We start from the raw sequence: 19,457 nt of genomic DNA on the forward strand, positions 1-19,457 counted from the left end.
TTGCGGGGCAACAGTGCCGGGAACAGGAAATATATGATCAGGATCAGAAAATTTGCGGCGATAGATATTGGTTCCAATGCCATAAGATTGCTGATAAATAACGTTATCGAAGAAGAAGGAAAAGAACCGCAGTTCAAGAAGAGCTCCCTGGTGAGGGTCCCTATCCGGCTCGGGCAGGATTCGTTTACGGTAGGGGAGATCTCCGATGGAAATGCCATCAGGATGATTGAAGCCATGAAAGCCTTTAAGCTCCTGATGAAGGTACACGGCGTGGAGAAATACCGGGCGTGTGCCACTTCGGCCATGAGGGAGGCCAATAACGGTAATGAACTGGCGGAAGAGATCGGGAAGAAATCGGGGATACATATCGAAATTATCGACGGGAGAAAAGAAGCGGCGATCATCGCTTCTACCGACCTCCACCAGCTTATCGACAGTGAAAAATCGTATCTCTACGTCGATGTGGGTGGAGGAAGCACGGAATTTACCATTTTTACCCACGGCAAGATCGCCGTGTCCAAATCTTTTAAGATAGGCACCGTAAGGCTGTTGAACGAGATGGTGGAGGAGAATGTATGGAAGGAGATCGAAAAATGGATAAGAAGCAATACCCGCAAGCTCAAGAACCTTTCCCTGATCGGTTCGGGGGGCAATATCAACAAGCTGTACAAGATGTCCGGCAGGAAACCGGGAGTGCCCTTGTCCTATATCTGGCTGAATGCACAGTACCAGTTCCTGCAGAGTATAAGCTATGAAGACCGTATCTCGGAACTCGGGCTCAACCCGGACAGGGCCGATGTGATCATTCCGGCCACGCGTATTTTTCTCTCCGCCACCAAGTGGAGCGGGGCCAAGAAAATACACGTGCCCAAGATCGGGCTTTCCGACGGTATTGTCAAGCTGCTCTATTACAGTGAAAATTCATAGCGTAGTCTGTGAAACACGGCGGAACACGGTCAGGTTCTGTATCATTACCATCCGGTAACTTCCACCCTGCTTTTTCCGTTTCGCTGCTTTCTCACATTGATCCGTACGGGGATGCGTTCCGTCATTTCCTGGACGTGTGAGATTACTCCTACCTTTCGTCCCTGGTTGTGCAGACGTTCCAGGGCATCCATGGCAATGTTCAGGGTGGCCGGGTCCAGCGAACCGAAGCCCTCGTCTATAAACAGCGATTCCACTTTCATCCGGGTGGAGGAGAGTGAGGCCAGTCCGAGAGCAAGGGCGAGGGAAACGAGGAAAGATTCCCCTCCCGAAAGCGAGTATACGGTACGGACCTCATCTCCCATGTCCCTGTCGAGTACCTGTAGCCCCAGCGAATCGGGGATGCGCTGCAATACATAGCGCTTGCTCAGGATCTCCAGGTGTACATTGGCGTATCCCAACAATACGTCAAGCGTATACTCCTGGGCGATCTGCCGGAACTTCTTGCCGTCTGCCGACCCGATCACCTCATTGAGCCTTGCCCAGTTATCGGTAACGGTCTGCTGTTTTTCAATGTCATTGACAATCCGGGAGAGTCCCTGTTTACGGGTTTCGTTGTCCCGGAGCTTGTAATCGACCTCGGCGATACGGACCCTGTTTTCCTCCTGTACCTTCCTGGCCGTATTCCACAGTCCGGTAACTTCTTCCCGAGATCGTTCCGAAGGGCGTTGGGCGTGGTGTCTGTCCAGTACCTCCTGTCTTTCGGTAACGACCGAGGAAGCCTGGTTCACGGCATCCGAAAGCCGGCGCAGGGCCTTGTGCTCTTCCTCGATCCATTCCGGCGAATAACCGAGCAGTGGTTCCAGTTCACTCATCGCCGGTTTCCCGGAGTATTCCCCTTGCTGGGCTTCGAGCCATGAGCTTATTTCATTCATATACCTGCCTTCCTGTTCCCGGAGCCTTTCGGTTTCTTTTTTTACCTCTTCACTCCGGGCGTTCTCACGTGTCAGGTCGTTTCTGAGTTTGTCTTCTGCCGTCTTGACCCGTTCCTGCTCCTCCCGGGCCGAGGCTACCCGTTTTTCAAGTTCAGTTTCTACTTCATCCGGCGACCTGCCTTGGAGAAGCAACCGGCGTTCCCGGAGCATCTGGTCGTATTCCGATTGCAGCCCGGCCAGTTGCTCTGTCTTCCGTTTTTCCGTTTCTCCTGTTAGGGTTAACTGCTCTTCCAGGTTTTTCAGGCTGGTTCTGGCTACTTCCAGTTCCCGCTGCCGGGTATTCAGTTCCTCTGTACGCTGCTTCCATTCCCCGGCAAAATCGGTAATACGGCGGATAAAGGTCTCCGGGTCGTTCTGCCAATGTCCGTACCATTCTTCCGAAGGAAAGTACGGGTCGAGGAGTTCCCTGGTCTGTTGAAGTGTTGCCGACAGTTTTTGCTTTTCCCGCTGCCGGGTTGCCTGTTGTTCTTCACAGAGAGAGCGTTCTTTTTCCTTGTCTTTCAGGGCATTTTCCACAGCAGCGATCTCCGGTCGCTTTTGCTCCAGTTTCTCCTTTTCGGTATCCAGTTGCTTTCTGGCCGCGTGATAGTCCCTGACCTGCCGCTCCAGGTGTTGCAGTTTCCCTTTTTGTGCGGCCTGTTCTTCTTTTATCCATCCCGATCTCCGGTCTTCCGGGAGGGCGACCAGTCCGGCATAGGAATTGAAATCCCGGCATTTTTCCTCTGCCCGGCGTATCTTTTCGTCCGTAGACGATAGTTCTGTTTCCAGGCCCGGGATATTTTTTTTGTGGAGCGCCACGGCCTGTTCCAGTTTGTGAAATGTACCGAGCAGGTCGCTGTGGCGGTTCTCTACCGTCTTGTGGGCTGCTTCCATTTCGCCCAGCAACTGGTCGGGCAGGGGAGCATGTGTGGCATAGGGGTGTTCCGTACTTCCGCATACCGGGCAGGGTTCGCTGGGGGCCAGGTTCTGCCGTAACCGGTCTACGTTTTCCGCAACGGTCAGCCTTGCTTTTTCGAGGATCTTCCGGGAGGTTTCGAATTCGATGCCCGTTTTTTCCAGCTCCCGGGTGGTGGCCGAGAGCTTCTTCCGGCTACCGGAGTATTCGCTGCGTGCCGTATCCAGTTTTTTGGCAATCCTTTCTCTGTCCTGTAAATGGCCATGCCATATACTCCATTGCAGTTCTGCAGATGCAAGGTCTGTTACCGTGGCATTGAGGCGGTCCCGTTGGTCCTCAAGAGCTGTAATATCGGTTTGTGACAGGGTATCCTGCAGTTTTTTACAACGGTTGTCCAGGGCTTGCAAACCGTCCCGGTACGCCTTCTGTTTGTCGGAGAGGCGGCTGTGATCTTCCCGGACCTGTTCCAGGTGCTGTTCCAGTTTTTGCAGCTGCGATTGCAAAGTGTGCATGTCCCGGAGCAGTGTGCCCGCATCCCTTAGTTTGGAGATGATGAACTGCTGTTCTTCGGCCACCGTTTTCCTGGACTGGTGTTCCTTTTTCCATGCATCAAGTGTATTTACCCGGAGTTGTATGGCTTCGGTATTACGGGTATGCGTTGCCAGTTTCTCTTTTTGCCTGTTGTGATTCCCGGCGGCCTCCTCGCTTTCCTTTTTTGCTTTTTCCAGTTGTTGGCGGCAGGTGCCGATCCTGATATCGGCATCCCGGGCCTTACCGATCAACGGTCGGGTCTCTTCCTGTGTACTAAGGGCGGATTTTAATTGTGATACCGCCTGGTCCGATTGTTTGTCGAGCCTGTTTTTCTGTTGTTCCAGTGCTGACAGGGTTTCGGATATCAGTTTCTGCTGTTGATGTTTCGATTGTAATTGCTCCCTGGTATATTTCAGGTTGTCCACGGTGGGTTTTATGACCTGAAACTGGGTGATCCTGTCCAGTTGCCGTTCTCTTGGTTCAGCTTCTTTCCGGGCCAGGAGGGCCTGTTCGTAGACCTGTCCGGCTTTTTCCCGTTCCTCGAGCAGTACTTTCTTTCTCTCGTGCCAGTTGATCTCCCGGGCCAGTAGTGCTTCTTCCTTTTGCTGTACCCCGATCATGGCCTCGCTTTCCTTTTTGAGCTCCAGCAGCTTCGCGATCTCTTCGGATGGGAGTATGGCGATGTTCTCCTGCCTGATGCGGAGATCGCGCAACAGCTGTTCCTGCTCCCTGTAGTGTTCAAAAACCTGTTTTGAGATCCTCGAATATACATGGGTCCCCGTCAGTTTTTCGAGCAAAGACGACTTCTCGTCCTTTCCGGCTTTCAGAAAGGCTGTAAAATCGCCCTGGGCCAGCAGTACAGACCGTGTAAACTGTTCGAAATTAAGCCCTACACACCGCTCTATCTCCTCCAGCACTTCAGTCTTTCGCCCCGGGATATCGGTATGGGTACTGATATTTTTCAGGTGTATATGAAACGGTTGCAGGCTTCCGTCTGTCCGGTTGTAAGCTCTTCTTACACTCCATGTGGCCCGGTAGTTCTGCTTGTCGACACCTTCGAAGTCAACTTCGGCAAAGCCGTCGGAGGTACCGTCCCTGAGAATTCCCCGTACATCGCCCTGTTTTATGGTATTGTCCCCTACGTCGTTGATGTCTATTCCGCCTTCTGCGGTTCTGTACCTGGGCGTTTTCGCATACAATGCCAGGCACAGCGCATCGAGAATGGTAGATTTTCCGGCCCCGGTAGGTCCCGTAATGGCAAAGATCCCTGCCGATTTCAAGGGCTCCCCGGTAAAATCTATTTCCGTTATCCCTTCGAGGGAAGCCAGGTTCTTGATGCGGACACTGAGTATTTTCATGTGACTGGATTGGGTTAAATAGATATTCGGTTATTAAGTTATTCAGGCAACATACACGAGATCAATAATCAGATAACCAGTGATTAAACAATGATTTATCAGGGCTAATGGCCATCTTGTTCCGGCAGTTCCCCGTTTACCCGGTGAAACAGTTCCCGGAGTTCTTCGGGGAGGGCATTGCCGTACCTGGAGTGATATACCTTTTCCAGGACTTCGAGAGGTTGTAGTTCCTTTAACTGGTCCGGGTTGGTTACCGTATCGTTACCGGCGGTGTTCGTCACCGTATAACGTACATCGATCCTGGTAAGGCGTACGTCCTTGTCCCTGAGGGCGGTTTCGATGCGGTGGCGGAGGGAGGGTTCCGGCCCTTCGAGCAACACCCTTACTTCCAGATAGGGGGGAGGGGCATCGCTCCCGGAGATATCCGGCAGTTTTGAGATGGCTTTTAATACCTCTTCCAGTTTTTCCGGGGCAGGAGGAATCCTTTTAAGCGGTACCGATACGGGAACTTCCAGGCTGCGGATATTTACGGCAGTATGGTTTTCCAGGTCGAAAAGAACGACCTGGTGCCTGTATGTTATCTCGGAAAACGACATGGGAAGCGGGCTTCCGCTATACCTGATATGATCTTTGCCCCCGATCCGCTGGGCTTTGTGGATATGCCCGAGGGCCACATAACAGATATCCTTGTGAAAGGCTGAAGCCGATACACATTCCACCCCGCCCATGATAAGCCGTTCGGCTTTGTCCATATCACTGATCTCGGCCTGGCGTGCGTGAAGATGCCCCATGGCGATAACGGGCTGTTCCGGCTGCTTAAACCGCAACAGGTGCTCGTAAAGTGCCGCATACAGTGCTGCGACCCCGTCGGTGTAGGGATTGTCGCTGTCCGGTACCTGGGGATAATCTCCCATACGCAAAAAGGGAACAGCCATGCACCAGGCTTCCGTTTTCCCGGTTTTTCCCTGTATGGGGATGAGCAGCTTGTCGTAATCGATAGTGCCGTCATCCTTTTTTTCTACGATTCCCGTAATATGGATATTGGAAGATTCCAGCAGTGGTTTCGGGGATTCCAGCCGGGAAGCAGAATCGTGATTGCCCGCCGTGATGATCACCTGAAGATCGGGGCAAGCTGTAGTGGCACGGCGGAGAAAGTTATAGAACAGCCTTACCGAAGCGGCGGAAGGATTGGCCAGGTCAAAAACATCCCCGCTTACCAGCAATACGTCTACCTGTTCTTCCTGTAGCGTGTTTTCCAGCCATTCCAGGAATTCCCGGTGTTCGCAGGTCCGGTCGTACTCGTGAAAAAGCTGGCCGATATGCCAGTCGGCAGTATGGAGGATCTTCATGACATCGGGAGATTTATATTGATGGTTTTTGCTACCTGACGATCGATGCAAGATAGCTGTTTTGCCAGGAAAAAGCAACGGGTAAAGAAGGGTGACTTCAGGGTACAAAAAAAGGCAAGCTACCTACATCGCACCGCTACGACCGCATACCCTTGCTGCGTTCCCACCCTGGGGGATTCTGCAGGAGCTGGTCGTGTAGGACTTGCCGGGTGCAAAGTTATTACTTTTTTATATTTTCCAAAAGGTTTTCCCGTTTTAATTTTATTGAATAAATTGGCACTTTCAATTGGACAGTTTCTCAAATATCACGAGTAATGCTTAAGTGGTTTAACATCAATATCCTGCTCTGTTTTTTTGTAGCCTGTAACGGCGAACACGCTTCGTCAAGGCGTTTTTCCGTGACACTGGAAGGCGGGGAAAAAGTGTCGTACAACAAGCCTGTACAGGTAAAAGTATCATCTAAAAAAGATATTGCCATCGATTCGGTGGCTTATGTCATAAACGGTGTTTCCCTGAAACAGGAAAACGGCGGGCTTACCCTGAAGAACGCCCCGCTGGGGCACCAGGAGCTCGAAGCAACGGTATATTACGGGGATTCTTCCGATAAGATATCGGTACCCATAACCATTCTGGCCGACAGGGAACCGGAATTGTATACCTATGAAATTATAAAGGAATACCCTCACGACGGAGAGGCCTTTACGCAGGGGCTGGAGTTCTACCGGGACACCCTTTATGAAAGTACGGGAAGGCGCGGGCATTCTTCCCTTCGCAAAACAGATTATGCCACGGGTAAGGTATGGAAAAAGAAGCCCTTGGAACAAACGTTGTTCGGAGAGGGGCTTACGATCATGAACGACAGGATCTACCAGCTTACCTGGCAGGCCGGCAAGGGACTGGTTTACGACATGGATTTTAACCTGCTCAGCGAATTTGACTATGGGAACAGCAAGGAAGGCTGGGGATTGTGTAATGACGGTACCCGTATTTTTAAAAGTGATGGTACCTCGAAGATCTGGATCCTGGACCCGGAGACCCTGGAGGAAAAGGGGCATATAGAAACGGTAACCAATACTTCGGTATTCTCGATGGCCAACGAGCTGGAATATGCCCATGACAGGATATATGCCAACACCTGGCAGAAAGACGGCGTAATGATCATCAATCCCGAAAACGGGATTATAGAGGGGGTTGTCGACCTTCGCGGACTGAAGGACAAGGTGACCCAGAAACCCGATCTCGATGTGCTGAACGGTATCGCCCATTTTCCGGAACGCGATACTTTTTTCGTCACGGGAAAGAACTGGGACAAGATCTTCGAAGTGAAAATCGTCCCGAAAGGAAAATAAACGGTATTTACGGCATGTTTTGGCCAACGTGCATTATTACCGTCCTTTATTATTCCCGCATAACCCATTATCCCATTGCATTGCCACATTATCACATATTATCAAATTGGCACATTGTCACATTATCAAATTATCACATTACCCCATTATCTCATGTTCAAGAAAGGATAGCTGCGATCCTTCCGGCAGTTCATAAGCCTCCTTTCCCTGTTCAAATACCCTGGCCGGTAATTCGCCCTCGAGGGTAATATGCTCTCCCGATACATGGAGCCAGCTGCCTTCCCGCAATCCTACTACAGCCTGTGGATTGATCTTGTGAAATTCCCTGATGCGCGTTTCCCGTGTTTCCCCCATATGCGTACTTCGGGTATCGGGGTCGAGGTAATGCGGGTTGATATTGAAGGAAACCGCCCCGAGCGTATCGAAGGAAGGGGGATAAACAATGGGCATGTCGTTGGTGGTCTGCATGGTCAGCCCGGTGATATTGGCCCCGGCACTGGTACCGAAATAGGGCAGCCCGCCGAATACAGCCTCCCTGAGTGGCTGTACAATCCCGTTTTCATACAGCTGCTTTACGAGTAAAAAGGTGTTCCCTCCCCCGGTAAACACCGCCCTGGCATTCCGGATAGCCCGGACGGGATCGGAAAAAGTATGTAACCCGATGACTTTTTTGCCTATCTCTCCCAGTCCCCCGGCAGCGGTTTCGGTATAGGCATCGTGCGTCATCCCTCCCGGACGGGCATAGGGAATGAAAATAATCTCGTCCGTACCGGCGAAAAAAGTTTGCAATCGCGGTAAGATGTAAGATAAATAAGGGCTTCCGTGAACTGTTGAGGTACTGGCGATAATTAATTTTCTGCGATTTGTCTGTGGTCGGTTCATCTACTGACGGGTATTTTTTGTAACTTTAAATGGACACCGGGGCATTTAACAAAAATTTAATTGCCACAGTGTTTTTTTTACGGTAATCTTGTGTTTCGTTATATGGCATTCACTACCGTATATTAAAAGCTAAAGTAAAAACAAAAAAAGCTCCATGCAAAAAATACTATGTACCCTTCTGTTCCTGTGTGTCCTGATTGCCGGTGCCCAGGACGGCAGAACCATACTCCGCGGAAAAGTGATCTACAGGAATTCCGGTGTACCCAATCAGAATGTCATTAACATAGATACGGAAAAAGCCACGATAACAAATAAGGACGGTGAATTCGAGATCTATGTACAGCAAGGCGACCACCTGGCGTTCTCTGCGGTGAATTACAGGCTGAAAACGGTAGAGATTACTGAGGGGATACTGGACAATAACCGCCTGGTCGTCGAGGTAAACGAACGGGTAAATGCCCTGGATGAAGTGGTGGTAACTCCTGATAATGAAGAGAAATTTCTCGAGCTTAAAGGAGAGGAATTCAAACAGTTTGATTATGCCGACGACTATTCCACGGAAGCACAGAACATGGCGACTCCTGAAAAACGGTTGCAGAACGGGATTAATTTTGTCAATATCTTCAAAGCCCTTTTCGTCAAGGATAAAGAAGAAGACCAACAACTACAGCTTAGGGTCAGCGAGGTACTCCGGCAAGTTTATGACGATGAGTTTTTTGTGCTCGACCTGAAAATACCCGAGGATAAAATAGATGATTTCCTCTTCTACCTCGACGACAGGATACCGAGGCAGTCCCTGCTCCGGAAAGAAAACGAATTTGAACTTATCGACCTCCTGGTACAGGAAAGTGAATCTTACCGGGAAACGCTTAAAGAGTAATCCCGGAAGGTATCAAAATTTCGATGGCCGTTGCGATATAACCGTAAAAATAGGTATTTGTTGATGCTGTGTTCCCTGTGCCTGTACGGTGTACGGTCGCAGGCGCAAGACAGGCTGAGGGGAGCGGTGAGCTCCTTGTCGTCTGAGACTTCTGCCATACATGTGTTGAACACCTCACGGCATAAAGCTACGATCACCGATGCCAACGGACGGTTTGAAATTCCTGCCTCGGAGGGAGATTCCGTAGTGTTTTCCGGGGTACAGTTTTACAGGGAAACCATTGTCGTTACTGCAGATATGCTGACCAACCCGGATTTTACCGTGTACCTGCGCGAAAAGGTTACGGAACTGGATGAAGTGGTGCTCAGGAACCTGACCGGAAACCTCACTACCGACATGAGGCGTATAAAAACGGATAGCGTAACCTCTTTCTCCCTCGGATTGCCCAATGCCCATAAGGTACCCCTCCCCAAAACGGAACGCAAGCTGCTGGAAGCGACCACCGGGGGCGGGTTTATCCCTTTGAACCCGGTTATAAATGCCATTACCGGCCGTACGAAGCGGCTGAAAAAGTATGTGCGGCTGGAAAGGGAAAACAAGGCAATGGAGGAAATACGGCAACGGGTAGGAGATCACTTTTTTGACGAAATGGGAATTCCCGAAGTGCATATCAGCGATTTTCTCTTTTATTGCCAGGCACGCCCCGTATTCGGTTACCTGAAGGATAACCCCGATATCATGGCAGTTACCGATTCCCTGCGGATATATGCGGAAAAATACCTGGAAGATCAGGAAGCGGATGCTGATTAGGTTATATTTGGTTAACTTGCAAATTGTTTCATTCACTAACACCATTTATACCGATGACCGTTTACAGATTGTTTATGTACTGCTTTGTCTCCCTGCTGGTTAGCGGCGTTTTCGCCCAGGAAAAACCGGAAAAGGGGCATGAAAACACCAATAAATTCCGGCAGATGTACCGGGAATTCGCCACCCCCAACAGGTACCGTACCGCTGCCGGGGCGCCCGGTTCCGCCTATTATCAGCAAAGGGCCGACTATAAAATGGACATAGAGCTGGACGACCGGGATAAGAGACTCTATGGCGAAGAGACCATTACGTATACCAATAACTCTCCGGATGCCCTGGAATATCTCTGGGTACAACTCGATCAGAATATCCGTTCAGAAGATTCACCTGCCCTGCTCCGGGACCCGGAGCATATACCCCCCGTTCAGAAGGAAGAAGAATTTGTGGCCAACCACATGAAGGCACCTTTTGACGGCGGATTCCGTATTGAACACGTGAAGGATACAGGGGGAAAGGCCCTTCCCTATACCATCAATTTTACCATGATGCGCATAGATATCCCGGAACCCTTGCTGCCCGGGGAAAAGATGTCTTTCTCCATAAAATGGTGGTATAATATCAATGACCATACCATTGATGGCGCCCGCAGCGGATATGAATATTTTGAAAAGGACGGTAACAGGGCGTATGTCATAGCCCAGTTTTTCCCGAGAATGGCTGTATATGACGATGTGGAAGGCTGGCAGAACTACCAGTTCTGGGGCGACGGGGAATACGCGCTTCCTTTCGGGAACTACGAAGTAAACATCACCGTACCGTCCGATCATGTTATGGATGCCACGGGAACACTGCAAAACCGTAAGGATGTATACTCCAAAGCCATGATACAGCGGTATGAAAAAGCAGCAAAGTCTTTCGACCGGCCTGTTGTCATCGCTACCCAGGAGGAAGCAGAAGTCAGGGAAAAAGGATTTTCCGACAAGAAAAGCACCTGGAAATTCAAGGCGGAAAATGTGCGCGATTTTGCCTTCGCCACCTCCAGGAAGTTTATACTGGATGCCATGGCCGTAGCGATAGGGGGGAAGACCGTCATGGCCCAGTCTTTATACCCCAGGGAGGGAAATCCGCTCTGGGAAGCGTATTCCACCCGGGTCGTGGCGCATACCCTGAAGTCGTATTCCGGCTATACTTTTGAATACCCCTACCCGAAGGCCGTATCCGTTCACGCAAAGGATCAGGGAATGGAATACCCGATGATCTGCTGGAACCACGGACGCCCGGAGGCAGACGGTACCTATTCCGACCGGGTTAAATACGGAATGATCAGTGTGATCATTCACGAGGTAGGGCATAACTTTTTCCCGATGATCGTCAATTCGGACGAACGGCAATGGGGCTGGATGGATGAAGGGTTGAATTCCTTCCTTCAGTTCCTTACCGAACAGGCCTTTGAGGATAATTACCCCTCCAGGAGGGGAAACCCTTCCGGGATAGTAGATTATATGAAGGGCGACCAGGATTTTATAGCCCCCATTATGAGCAATCCCGAAAACGTGTACCAGCTGGGAAATAACGCTTATGGAAAGGTGGCCACCGGGCTCAATATGCTCCGTGAAACGGTGATGGGACATGAATTGTTCGATTATGCCTTCAGTACCTATGCCCGGCGATGGATGTTCAAACACCCCACACCGGAAGATTTTTTCCGCACCATGGAAGACGCCTCCGGAGTGGAACTCGACTGGTTCTGGAGGGGCTGGTTTTATACCACCGATTGGGTGGATATGGGGATAAAGGACGTGAAAAAGTTCAATATTTCCTCCGAAGTCCCCGAAAAGGTTAGGGAAACCATGAAAGCGGATAATATTACCGGTATGCCCCGGTATTTCTACGAACTTACTTTTGAAAAGCCCGGAGGGATGCCGATGCCCCTTATCGTGGAATATTCCTATGCGGACGGAAGCAGGGAAACCGTAAAATACCCGGTAGAACTGTGGCGCAGGAATGATAAGGAGGTAACCCGGATCATCGCTTCCGAAAAGGAACTGACCGGTATTGCAATAGACCCGAAACAGGAAACTGCAGACACGGATCTTACCAATAATTACTGGCCCCGGAGGGAAGCCAGGTAGAAGTCTGGCTGTTTCGGGGAGAAACAGTAATAGTAAAAGAAACAGAGCAGGGCAGGCGGTAATTTACGGCTGCCCTGTTTTTTGAAAACTCACACAATCAGTAAGGTAAATAAAAGCTCGAATTTTTGTTTCCCGTTTGTGCTTTCACTTTATAATTTTTCTGTATATTCGCGCAGAATTCCGGAAAGCACAAGGCTTTTCAGAATTGTTCAGCCACAGGGCAATCGGGGTGTGGCGCAGTTGGTAGCGTACACGCATGGGGTGCGTGTGGTCGCTGGTTCGAGTCCAGTCACCCCGACTTGACGGAACAAAGAAGAAAAAATCTTTTTTGTTCCGTTTTTGTTTGGGTCTATTTCCTTGTTAATGTAGTAGATAAATTCCACTACTTTGTTGATTCTTTTGGTTCGGAAGGAAAATCCGTTTGGGTCTATATTTCAAATTCGTATAGTTTTTTTACAGATTCTTTTCTTTGATACCAATCATTATAAACGAGTTCTAATTTTTTTACTTCAAAAGAGCCAAAATCACGGTCAACATATCTGTCTATTATTTTTAAAAAAAGGTCTTTTTTTTGAAAATGTTTTCTAAATCGTACAATTGTTGAATGTGCAGTTTGGATAGGGTATCTTTTATCTAAACTCTGTTCGAGAGTAGTGTTTTTGAATTCGGCCCTTAAATTGTTTCTGATTTCGTTCAGTGAGTCATTATTAGTGAATCCTTGTAGCATAATGCAAGAATCGGATGCAGTCAAGCCCTTAAATTGAATCTTAAGGTTTTTATTATCCGGTAAGCACTTTTTTATTAGTTCGATGTATCTTGGTAATTCTATTTTTTTAATATCAAAACCATCGTAACAGGATATTATAGACATAACTGTAATATGAATGTCGGAATTTGGATAATAATACTGATCGGGTTCAGCTATTTTTAGTTCGTTCAATAATTTTTGAATATTGTCTTTTGTTTTATCCGGTGGCCTGATAAGAAGGGTTATTCCAAATCTTCGGTCAGATTTTGAGTCTATCAAATCGTCAGTTTTGTATCCGTCAGATAAAATTTTGTGGATTGATTCATTATATAATTTCCTGTAGTGTTCCTTTAAATTCATAGATTCATCAATATCTGTACAGTATCCGGATGGTAGCTCAATGGTGCTGTTTATAAACAGTTAAATGGCTGTTATGGTCTTAAAGTTACGAATTTTCGGGTAAGAACTGATATCAGCTTCCGGTTGCAATATCTTTTCTCCATTACTGGTTGCCCGACGTTACCATACGGAGCTTTTTTAGATATGCTTTATGAAAAAAGCGGTTTCTTTTGCATTATTAAAAACAATCTGAGCATTACAATCCCTTAAAAGCCTGGAGGATTTTGCCTTGGCAGGAGGTACCAATTAATCACCGCGAGTCCATCGATATAGACCTGTTTTGCCTCGGTATTATCGGATATAAAGGATTTTATAAGATAGAAGAAGAAGTAAAACATGTCTATGGAAATCACGCTTTTGGTTTTATTGACCCTGCCAATATTAATGACCAATTTACATTTTTACGTTTCTTTATCAGACAGGGCCCAGAAACAGACGAAAAAGCAACAGGGCACCCCAGCCGACGTCGTTGGGTAACTTTGGTTGCGGACCCCGGACCTCACGACCAAAAAGGTGTAATAAAAATAAACAACTTCCCCATTTGCGGGGAGTGAATCTGTGGTGCTGGAATCTGCGGTATGGCAAAAACAAAACCATGACGCGGAAAAAGAATATCACCATCGGGGAAAACAGCAAGAGATTTTCCCTTTTTTGGTTAAATTAGTAATCATATAGGATATATTATGGGAATTGCTGTTTCAGACTGAATTAAGTAGGTTTCGGGGTGACCTTAACGAATTAAAAAACCTGTTAAAGAATATGAAAATCATCTGATTATGCCAATAAAAATTTATTACTTTCTTCTTGCCATGCTTTTACCTTTTATGACCTACTCTCAATTAGACAGTATTCCGGTAAATAATGATAAAGCCTTCCTGATACGCTCAAAAGAGCTTAACGAACCGAGAAGTATATGGATGCATCTACCCGCTGATTACGATTCAACCAAAAAAACCTATCCTGTACTCTATTTATTGGATGGTGAGGGGCATTTTAAATATGTTTCCGACCTTGTGGACTATCTTTCAGCTTACGATAGGAATAGGATTTCTGAGATGATAGTGGTTGCCATTCCCAATGTTAACCGGGGAAGAGACTTTACACCTGTTCAGTTATTCACTGGAAAAACAGGCCAATCGAGAACATCAGATACTGACGGCGGATATAACTTCCTGCAATTTATACAGAATGAACTTGTTCCCTATGTCGATACTAATTACAGGACTGCTCCTTATCGAGTTTTAGCGGGGCATTCCTTGGCCGGGCTTTTTAGTTTATATACAAAGACAACAAGCCCTGATTTGTTTAATGCAACAATACTCATGAGCCCGGCCATTGATATTGATGGCGGAAATACAAAAATCCTTGATGATTTTAAATCGTTTTTAAAAGGTCATCAGAATTTTCAGGATAAATTTTTTATCTCCATTGGAAATGAAAATACTCAGGCGGTTGATGCCGTTGTCGGGCAATTGACAAAGTTTACATCTAAAAGTATGGATTGGGAATTTAAAAAATATGAAGACGAAAATCATTTTTCGGTGACTTATAAAAGCATGTTTGATGCCCTTAAATTTATCTATAGAGATTGGTTCATAGATAATTACAGCACAGCAAATATGACCTATGATGAAATCCGGTCACATTTTGATAAATTGTCCGAAGAGTTTGGCTATACTATTGTACCTGGAGAAGATCTTATGAATAACTATGGTTATAAACAACTTAGATCGAATAATATAGATGACGCTATTAAAATATTCGAGCAGAATGTAAAAAACTATCCCGGTTCATGGAATGCTTATGATAGCATGGGCGAAGCGTATATGAAAAAAGGCAAAAGACAACTGGCCATAGAAAATTATGAGAAATCAATAGCTTTAAATCCTGATAATGAAGGAGGAAGAGAAATGCTGGAAAAACTTAAAGCAAACGGCGATGAAAAACGTAAAGATTAAAGTGATCTGCAAAGCAGGGTTCAAAACCCTTCTTTCACCTCCTTATTAACTGTCGACGGACTCGTTCCGAACTGTTTTTTAAAACAGGTAGAAAAGTAGTTAGGGTCGGAAAATCCGATTTTATAGGAGACGTCGTTAACGGGAAGGTTTTCCCTGACGATCAGTTCGTATGCGATGTTCAGTTTATATCTCCTGATATAAGACATGGGAGTGAGGCCGGTTAGGGCCTTGGTTTTCCGGGTTAAGGTCGTTTTACTGCAATTCAGCTCTTCCGCCAGAACTTTAACCGAGATTTCCTGCATGCTCAGGTTGTTTTCTATAAACCCGTTAAGGGTTTCTATGAATTCCTTGTCATACGGGCTGATCGTGTTTTGTTCGTCGTCGAGCGTATCGAGGCCCTGGAATTTTTTGCGCAGTTTTTTCCTATTACTGATGATGGAATTGACCGTAGCGGTAAGAAACTCGAACTTAAAGGGTTTGGTAACATACGCATCCGCTCCGTGTTTCATTCCTTTTACCTGTTCGTCAAGCGAATTCTTTGAAGTAAGCAGAATGACCGGGATGTGTGATGTGGCCCGGGTATCCTTGATCTTGTCACATACGGTATAGCCGTCCATTACCGGCATCTTGATATCGCTGATCACAAGATCAGGGTTTTTCCTGTAGGCCAGTTCAAACCCTTCCTTGCCGTTAAAGGCCGACAGTACCTTAAAATGGGCAGACAGTTCCCGTACCAGGAAGGTATTCATGTCGGTATCATCCTCGATAACCAGTATGGCAGGCAGGTTGTTTCTGGTATTGGTCACCGGGGTATTACTGTCGGTATATGACACAGAGCCTTCGGTGAGGTAGTTGTAATTGCCGTAACTCCGGGAAACGATCTCTTCCGGATTGAAGTCACTTTTTTTACAGGGGATATCCAGGTGAAATGCTGTTCCCTTTCCCGGCTCTGACGAAACCGACAGGCTTCCGCGGTGCGCATCTACCAGCCCTTTTACGATAGACAGCCCCAGTCCGGTGCCGTGCCTGTTCTCTGCATCTGACCTGGACTGGTACCGGTCGAACAGGTGTTCCAGTTCTTCTTCCGAAAGCCCTTCACCACTGTTAAAGACCGTAATTTTTAACGAGCTGTCAACATCGACAGTAAGTGTGACCTGCCCTCCTTCGGGGGTAAACTTTACGGCATTTGAAAGGAGGTTCCAAAGTATACGTTTGAGCTTTTCCGTATCGATGTACACGGGCTTTTCGCTGTGCGACACTACGGAGAGATCAATACACTTCTGTTTGCACTTTTCGAGAAAGGAGCTGTAAATATCCTCGTTGAACCGCGTAAGGTCGGTTTTGGAGATGACGAGTTTAAGGTTGTGATCACTGTTGATCTTCCGGAAGTCCAGGAGGTCGATGATCAGGTGGTACAGGCGGTCCGTATTTCGCTTTATAAGGTTCAGGTTTTCCCGGGTATTTCCGGAATTTGTCTCCTGTTCCATCAGTCTTTCCAGGGGGGCGGCGATCATGGTCAGCGGAGTTTTGAAATCGTGGGAGATGTTGGTGAAGAACTCCAGCTTTTTTTCGTTCAGGTCCTTCATGGCCTGGATCTTTATTTCCGATATCTCCAGTTCCTTTTTAACCCTTGCCCTGTACATCAAAAAACGGTTAAGCACATAAATTCCCGATACGGCCAGGACGAAATAAGTGATGTAGGCCCATGTACTTTGATACCACGGAGGCGTGATAATGATGGAGAGATTGGTAGGAGGAGAACTGCTCTTGTTGAATTTATCTACCGATTTCACCTGGAAAGTATATTCCCCGGGGGCCATGTTGGTATATGCTATCTGCGGGATCTTGTCGAGTGTGGTCCAGCTTTCCTGCAGGCCGAGCATCCGGTATTGAAAGGTATGGTGTTTTGTCGGCGTTTCACTGTCGTTGAAAAAATGAATGGTGAATGAATTCCTTTTAAAAGGGAGTTTTAAACGGTCTGTAGTTTCGAGGGGCTGTGTTAAAAGGGAATCGCCGGCTTTTTTTATACTGGTGTTGCGAAAGGTTATATCGGAGATAAACACCCGGGAATGATCGGTGATCTCCGGCTTCTTCAGCGGGTCGAATTCGATAAACCCCTTTACGGTTCCGAACAGTAGCTTTCCGTTTTGGAGCAAAGCGGAAGCAAAGGGGGAAAACTCATTGGCCGGTAACCCGAAGTTGCGGTCGTAGGTATCGATACCATTGTCCCTGTTCAGTCTGGACAAACCAGAAATACTCGATATCCAGAGATTTTGTTCTCCGTCTTTTTCTATCCTGAGCAGAAAATTGGAACTGAGCCCGTTTTCATTGGTATAGGTCCGTATCGGTTTTCCCTCCCGGTTGATATGCACAAGGCCATGCCCCCTGGTGGCCAGCCACAGGGAACCGTCAGGGTCAAAGCTAAAATCGTTCAGTTTGCTTTCCGGCCGGTAGAAACTGCGCAATACCCTGTCCTTGCTGTCGAGGTAGTAAATATCGCCGTTGTATTCATAGGAATAAATACGGTTTTCGTATTGTCTTATTACCTGCGACTGGTAATTGAAGAGCGTATCTCCGGAAGCCCTGACTATGGGAATTTTTGAAAAATCATGCGTTTTCAGGTCCAGTACCCCCAATCCCTTGTACATCGAATTTATGACAAGAGTATCAGGGGAAACCTGGTCTATGAAATTGATGTTCTGCCCGTTCATGATGCCTTTGGTAAAGGGGTAGAGGGTGGAAATGTGGTTTCCTTCCCCGGAGAACTGCCCCAGCCCCCCGTCGTAGGTGCCTATCCAGATATCGCCCGAGCCGGCTTCACCGATAGCCAGTATTTTCGATCCGTGCATCAACGTCATGCAATCGTTATAGCCTATTGCAAATTCTACCCGGTCCTGTCCCTTCATTTTCAGGAATCCCATATTGGTACCCAGCCAGAGGTTCTGCTCCGAATCTTCATAGCAGGCCGTAGCATGGGTAGACAGGGGGAGCTTCCGGTCGAGTCCCTTGTCGCGGGTAATATTCTTAAAAAACGTTTCCCGGCTGCTCAGGTAAGCCAGTCCGGAATCGTAGGTGCCGGCCCAGAAATCCCCGTTGTTTAGCACAAGCAGATTATATATATTATTACTCTCGATAAACTCTTCATTGTTCGTATGACTGAACAGGTGGTTACCCAGGACAAAATCCCGGTTGAGTTCGAAAATCCCGTTTCCGTCGGTAGCGACCAGTACGGATGTTCCGTTCTCTTTGATATCCTTGATGGGATAGGTATTGGGAAGGTCTATTTCAGACAGTCCGTCCGGCCCGTAGCGGAATATCCTGCCACCGGGGGTGGCCGCGAGGACCTCGTTGCGGATAACTTCCAGGCAGTTTATCACCTGTCCCTGCAGGACCCTTCTGGTCTCGACAAGCTTTCCCGGTTCCGGTTTGAAGATTCTCAGACCCAGCTGGTTTCCCAGTCCGAGGAAAAAGTGTTCCCCGTAATAGGCCATCTTTCTGAGGTTTCCCCTGAAATCAGTTTGAAAAGCGGTGGTCGTATAGTCGGGGTTCACCTTGTACAGGTGGCTGGGGGTAATGAAGTAAATGGCTCCGCCGTCAATCCCGATGATATCCTTGACATTGCCCCCGAAAATGTTCCGGAAGGTACCCTTTACCCGGTCCAGTACATAGATGCCTTCACCCGAGCCGATCCATACCCGGTTTTTATCATCTACCAGTATCTTGTTGATATCCTTGCCGTCAAGATCGTTGTAGTTCCTGAAATTTATTCCGTCATACCGGGTAATGCTGTTTTGGGTCCCTATCCACAGGTAACCGTATTGGTCCTTTGCAATGGCCTTGACCTTGTTTTGGGGCAACCCATCCAGTTCCGACAGGGAGAATGAATTTTTTACGGATTGACCCCTGAGCGGCAGAAGGCCGTAAAAGAGAAAAAGAGAGCCTATGAGAAAAATTCGTTTCATAAAAACATCATTCATCCTGTCGTTTGACATGATTCAGCTACTATAGGATATTTAACATTTTTTTATTACAAAGACCCGGGGTAAACGCTGTTTATTTTGGGGATTTATTATTTATAACGCTTTTTATTTTTCATAATAAATAAAGTGTAATGCAAACATAGCGGATTTTATATTGTGATTGACGAGTAGCGCGAATATAGAGATTGATTGTCAAATTAACTTAAAAAATTGTAGATATAGATGTTTTTTTAAAGATTTTGGGGTCTATTTTAAAGGTTTTTTGCG

General features: G+C 47.4%; 12 protein-coding genes, 1 tRNA gene and 1 other RNA gene. 8 read left to right on the forward strand and 6 right to left on the reverse strand.

All coding sequences use genetic code 11. The annotated features are described in order from the left end of the window. Positions 1–33 precede the first annotated feature (33 nt). Positions 34–927 carry a Ppx/GppA phosphatase family protein gene (locus tag DN748_RS11665; RefSeq protein WP_112372191.1) on the forward strand — a complete coding sequence of 298 codons (894 nt, stop codon included), beginning with the start codon at positions 34–36 and terminating at the stop codon, positions 925–927. A 44-nt stretch (positions 928–971) separates the two neighbouring features. On the opposite strand, the gene DN748_RS11670 is transcribed toward DN748_RS11665, so the two are convergent. From DN748_RS11670 to ffs, 3 genes are all read right to left on the reverse strand, one after another. Further along, positions 972–4,703: an AAA family ATPase gene (locus DN748_RS11670; RefSeq protein WP_112372012.1), complete on the reverse strand. Its 3,732-nt coding sequence runs from the start codon at positions 4,701–4,703 to the stop codon at positions 972–974. 104 nt (positions 4,704–4,807) lie between these two features. Then, entirely contained in the window at positions 4,808–6,052 is a 1,245-nt protein-coding gene (locus DN748_RS11675; RefSeq protein ID WP_112372013.1) for an exonuclease SbcCD subunit D, read from the reverse strand. Between the two features lie 109 nt (positions 6,053–6,161). Then, positions 6,162–6,260, reverse strand: an RNA gene (gene ffs, locus DN748_RS11680) — signal recognition particle sRNA small type. A gap of 106 nt (positions 6,261–6,366) precedes the next feature. Between ffs and DN748_RS11685 the strand changes: the two genes are divergently transcribed. Further along, positions 6,367–7,401, forward strand: coding sequence for a glutaminyl-peptide cyclotransferase (locus DN748_RS11685; RefSeq protein ID WP_112372014.1), 1,035 nt, complete (start codon positions 6,367–6,369; stop codon positions 7,399–7,401). Between the two features lie 138 nt (positions 7,402–7,539). Here the strand turns inward: DN748_RS11685 and pepE are convergent, their stop codons facing one another. Continuing rightward, positions 7,540–8,283, reverse strand: a complete 744-nt coding sequence (pepE, locus tag DN748_RS11690) for a dipeptidase PepE (protein WP_112372015.1) — start codon at positions 8,281–8,283, stop codon at positions 7,540–7,542. Positions 8,284–8,437: 154 nt separating this feature from the next. Here pepE and DN748_RS11695 point away from each other — a divergent pair, with 154 nt between their 5' ends. From DN748_RS11695 to DN748_RS11710, 4 genes are all read left to right on the forward strand, one after another. After that, the gene (locus DN748_RS11695) at positions 8,438–9,163 is read left to right on the forward strand and encodes a carboxypeptidase-like regulatory domain-containing protein (protein ID WP_112372016.1); all 726 of its coding nucleotides are present in this window, start codon (positions 8,438–8,440) and stop codon (positions 9,161–9,163) included. 57 nt (positions 9,164–9,220) lie between these two features. Next, complete coding sequence (locus tag DN748_RS11700; RefSeq protein WP_161554546.1) at positions 9,221–9,973, forward strand: peptidase associated/transthyretin-like domain-containing protein; 753 nt, start codon at positions 9,221–9,223, stop codon at positions 9,971–9,973. Between the two features lie 53 nt (positions 9,974–10,026). Continuing rightward, positions 10,027–12,105, forward strand: coding sequence for a M1 family metallopeptidase (locus DN748_RS11705; protein WP_112372018.1), 2,079 nt, complete (start codon positions 10,027–10,029; stop codon positions 12,103–12,105). A 225-nt stretch (positions 12,106–12,330) separates the two neighbouring features. Continuing rightward, positions 12,331–12,403 (forward strand) — tRNA-Pro (locus DN748_RS11710). 129 nt (positions 12,404–12,532) lie between these two features. Here DN748_RS11710 and DN748_RS11715 read toward each other — a convergent pair. After that, entirely contained in the window at positions 12,533–13,213 is a 681-nt protein-coding gene (locus DN748_RS11715) for a 2'-5' RNA ligase family protein (protein ID WP_112372019.1), read from the reverse strand. Positions 13,214–13,476: 263 nt separating this feature from the next. Between DN748_RS11715 and DN748_RS11720 the strand changes: the two genes are divergently transcribed. Together DN748_RS11720 and DN748_RS11725 are read left to right on the forward strand one after the other, a co-directional pair. Then, positions 13,477–13,806 (forward strand): hypothetical protein, encoded by a 330-nt coding sequence (locus DN748_RS11720; RefSeq protein WP_112372020.1) that lies wholly within the window; start codon positions 13,477–13,479, stop codon positions 13,804–13,806. A 222-nt stretch (positions 13,807–14,028) separates the two neighbouring features. Continuing rightward, positions 14,029–15,210 (forward strand): alpha/beta hydrolase-fold protein, encoded by a 1,182-nt coding sequence (locus tag DN748_RS11725; protein ID WP_112372021.1) that lies wholly within the window; start codon positions 14,029–14,031, stop codon positions 15,208–15,210. Positions 15,211–15,230: 20 nt separating this feature from the next. On the opposite strand, the gene DN748_RS11730 is transcribed toward DN748_RS11725, so the two are convergent. Further along, on the reverse strand, positions 15,231–19,172 hold the full coding sequence (locus DN748_RS11730; RefSeq protein ID WP_161554547.1) for a hybrid sensor histidine kinase/response regulator transcription factor: 3,942 nt from the start codon (positions 19,170–19,172) through the stop codon (positions 15,231–15,233). Positions 19,173–19,457: the final 285 nt, after the last annotated feature.

It is taken from the genome of Sinomicrobium soli, assembly GCF_003285545.1.
Classification (GTDB): Bacteria; Bacteroidota; Bacteroidia; order Flavobacteriales; family Flavobacteriaceae; genus Sinomicrobium.